The sequence below is a fragment of the Streptomyces sp. UNOB3_S3 genome (assembly GCF_020740895.1).
GTDB lineage: Bacteria > Actinomycetota > Actinomycetes > Streptomycetales > Streptomycetaceae > Streptomyces.
This window is the reverse complement of record NZ_JAILXP010000581.1, coordinates 1-2,921: the sequence shown is the minus strand read 5'-3', so window position 1 is coordinate 2,921 and position 2,921 is coordinate 1. Positions and strand designations below refer to the sequence as shown.

Sequence of the window (2,921 nt, the reverse complement as noted above, 5' to 3'; positions counted from 1 at the left end):
CCCGCCCGCCGCCTCCCTGCCCTATGGCCTCTTCGGCCTGGGCTGCGGGCTGCTGACGACCTTCGCCGCCCTCGGCGACGCCCTCGCCCACCACGACGGGGGCACCGCCGGACCCGCCGTCATCGCCCTCACCCTCAGCATGGGGCCCGCCGAATGGCTGCTCTACCGCTGCCGGGGCCGCTCGCTGGCGGCGCTCGCCGCCGCCACGACCACCACCGGGCTGCTGTGGCGCGCCGCCCGCGTCCTCGCCCTGTGCGCCGCCGGCTACCTGGCGGCCCTGACCGCGCTCGTCCTGGCCGTCGGGGCGCTGTGGCCCGGCGGGGCGCCGCCCGCGCCCGGCCGGCTGATCGCCCTGCTGGCGCTCGGCGCGGTGCTGTGGACGGGCCTGCTGCTCCAGGCCTACGGCACCGCCTGGCCCCCGGCCCTGATCTGCCTGGGCGCCGCCGCGGCCGAGGCCGGCGCGCTCCGGCTGGGCACGACGGCCCCGGTCACCGACCAGCTCGTCATCTGTTCCGGTGCGGCGGCGGCCCTGCTCGCCGTGGCCACCGCCCTGCTCGGCCGGATCACCACCCACCGCTGAGCCACCGTGAAAAAGCCCTGAAGAGGAGAGCCCTCGTGTCCGCATCAGCACTCGTCGCCGTCACCGGCGCCGAAGGATTCATCGGATCGCACCTCGTGGAGGCGCTCGTCGCCGACGGCCACCGGGTCCGCGCGATGGTCCAGTACAACTCCTTCTCGTCCTTCGGCTGGCTGGAGGACCTGCCCCGCGAGGTCATGGACCACGTCGAGGTCGTCCTCGGCGACGTCCGCGACCCCGGCTCCGTCCAGGGCCTCGTGACCGGCGCCGAGACCGTCTACCACCTGGCGGCCCTCATCGCGATCCCGTACTCCTACCGGGCCCCGCACAGCTACGTCGAGACCAACGTCACCGGCACCCTCAACGTCCTGGAGGCCGTCCGCCACCTGGGCATCCCGCGCCTGGTCCACACCTCCACCAGCGAGACCTACGGCACCGCGCGGACCGTGCCCATCACCGAGGACCACCCCATCAACACCCAGTCCCCCTACGCCGCCTCCAAGGCCGGCGGGGACCGGCTCGCCGACAGCTACCACGCCAGCTTCGACCTGCCCGTGGTCACCCTGCGCCCCTTCAACACCTTCGGCCCCCGCCAGTCCATGCGGGCCGTCATCCCCACCGTCATCGGCCAGGTCGCCGCCGGACAGCGCGCCATCACCCTCGGCGACCTGCGGCCCACCCGCGACTTCAGCTACGTCAAGGACACCGTGGCCGCCTTCCGCGCCGTGGGCACCGCGCCAGCCGCCGCCGTCCTCGGCCGGACCTTCAACTCCGGCACCGGCGAGGAGATCTCCGTCGGCGACCTGGTGACCCTCATCGGCAAGCTCATGGACACCGACCTGGAGGTCACCGAGGACGCCGAGCGCGTCCGGCCGGCCAACTCCGAGGTGATGCGGCTGGTCTGCGACTCCTCCCGGCTGCGCGCCGCCACCGGCTGGGCCCCCGCCCACACCCTGGAGCAGGGGCTCGCCGAGACCGTCGCCTTCTTCCGCGACCCCGCCAACCTCGGCCGCTACAAGACCGGCATGTACAACGTCTGACGTTTCTGTCCACCCACGCGGTACCACCCACGCGGCACAAGAGAGGAACGGCACCCTCATGCACGCAGTGATTCTTGCCGGAGGCAAGGGCGTCCGGCTCCGCCCCTACACGACCGCACTGCCCAAGCCCCTGGTGCCCATCGGCGACCAGCACGCCATCCTCGAGATCGTCATGCGCCAGCTGGCCGGCGCCGGGTTCACCAGCTGCACCCTCGCCATCGGCCACCTCGGCCACATCATCCGCGCCTACGTCGGCGACGGCTCCCAGTGGGGCCTGGCCGTCGACTACACCACCGAGGAGAGCCCGCTGGGCACCATGGGCCCGCTCCTCACCATGGCCGACCGGCTCCCCGAGCGCTTCCTGGTGATGAACGGGGACATTCTCACCGACCTCGACTTCGGCGACGTCCTCCGGGACCACACCGTCTCCGGGGCGCCCCTGACCATCGCCACCTACCCCCGCCGGGTCAGCATCGACTTCGGCGTCCTGACCACCGAGGCGGGCCGGGTCGTCGGCTTCGCCGAGAAGCCCAGCATGGACTACCGCGTCTCCATGGGCGTCTACGGCGTCTCCCGCACCGCCCTCGCCCGCTACACTCCCGGACTGCCGCTCGGCTTCGACGAGCTGGTCCTCGACCTGCTGGCGGACGGCACCCCGCCCAACGCCTACGAATTCGACGGCTACTGGCTCGACATCGGCCGCCCCGACGACTACGACCGGGCCAACGCCGAGTTCGCCGTCCGCCGCGACCTGCTGATCAAGGGAGCGTGACCGGCCCCGATGCGCATACTCGTCCTGGGCGCCACCGGCTTCCTGGGCCGGCACACCGCCTCGCGCCTGCGCGCCCTCCCGGGCGCGCACGTGCGGGTCGCCGGCCGCGCCCCCGCCGCCGGGCCGCCCCTCGACCTGGCGCCCGTCGACCTGGCGACCGCCGACCCCGGCCGGCTCGCGGCCCTGCTGCGCGAGTTCGCCCCCGACGCCGTCGTCAACTGCGCGGGCGCGGTCGGCGGCGGCGCGGTCACCCTCACCGCCGTCAACGCCCGCGGCCCGGCCGTGCTCTGCGAGGCCCTCGGCGCGGCGGCACCCGACGCCCGCCTGGTCCATCTGGGCTCGGCGGCCGAGTACGGGCCCGCCGAGGCCCGGCTGCCCGTCGGCGAGAGCGCCCCGGCCCGACCGCTCGGCCTCTACGGCGCGAGCAAACTGGCCGGCACCCTCGCCGTCACCGGCTCCGGCCTGGACGCCGTCGTCCTGCGGGTGTTCAACCCCGTGGGCCCCGGCGCCCCGGCCGCCTCCCTCCCCGGCC

At 74.4% G+C, this 2,921-nt stretch carries 3 protein-coding genes and 1 pseudogene; all 4 read left to right on the top strand.

The window, feature by feature from the left end; translation table 11 throughout:
- Positions 1 to 580, top strand: a pseudogene (locus K6I33_RS33900) (hypothetical protein); the annotation flags it as partial.
- A 35-nt stretch (positions 581 to 615) separates the two neighbouring features.
- The gene (locus K6I33_RS33895) at positions 616 to 1,617 is read left to right on the top strand and encodes an SDR family NAD(P)-dependent oxidoreductase (RefSeq protein WP_229358647.1); all 1,002 of its coding nucleotides are present in this window, start codon (positions 616 to 618) and stop codon (positions 1,615 to 1,617) included.
- A gap of 58 nt (positions 1,618 to 1,675) precedes the next feature.
- Complete coding sequence (locus K6I33_RS33890) at positions 1,676 to 2,389, top strand: sugar phosphate nucleotidyltransferase (protein WP_229358646.1); 714 nt, start codon at positions 1,676 to 1,678, stop codon at positions 2,387 to 2,389.
- Positions 2,390 to 2,398: 9 nt separating this feature from the next.
- Positions 2,399 to 2,921: NAD-dependent epimerase/dehydratase family protein (locus tag K6I33_RS33885; RefSeq protein WP_229358645.1), on the top strand; the 523-nt coding region annotated here is incomplete at its 3' end.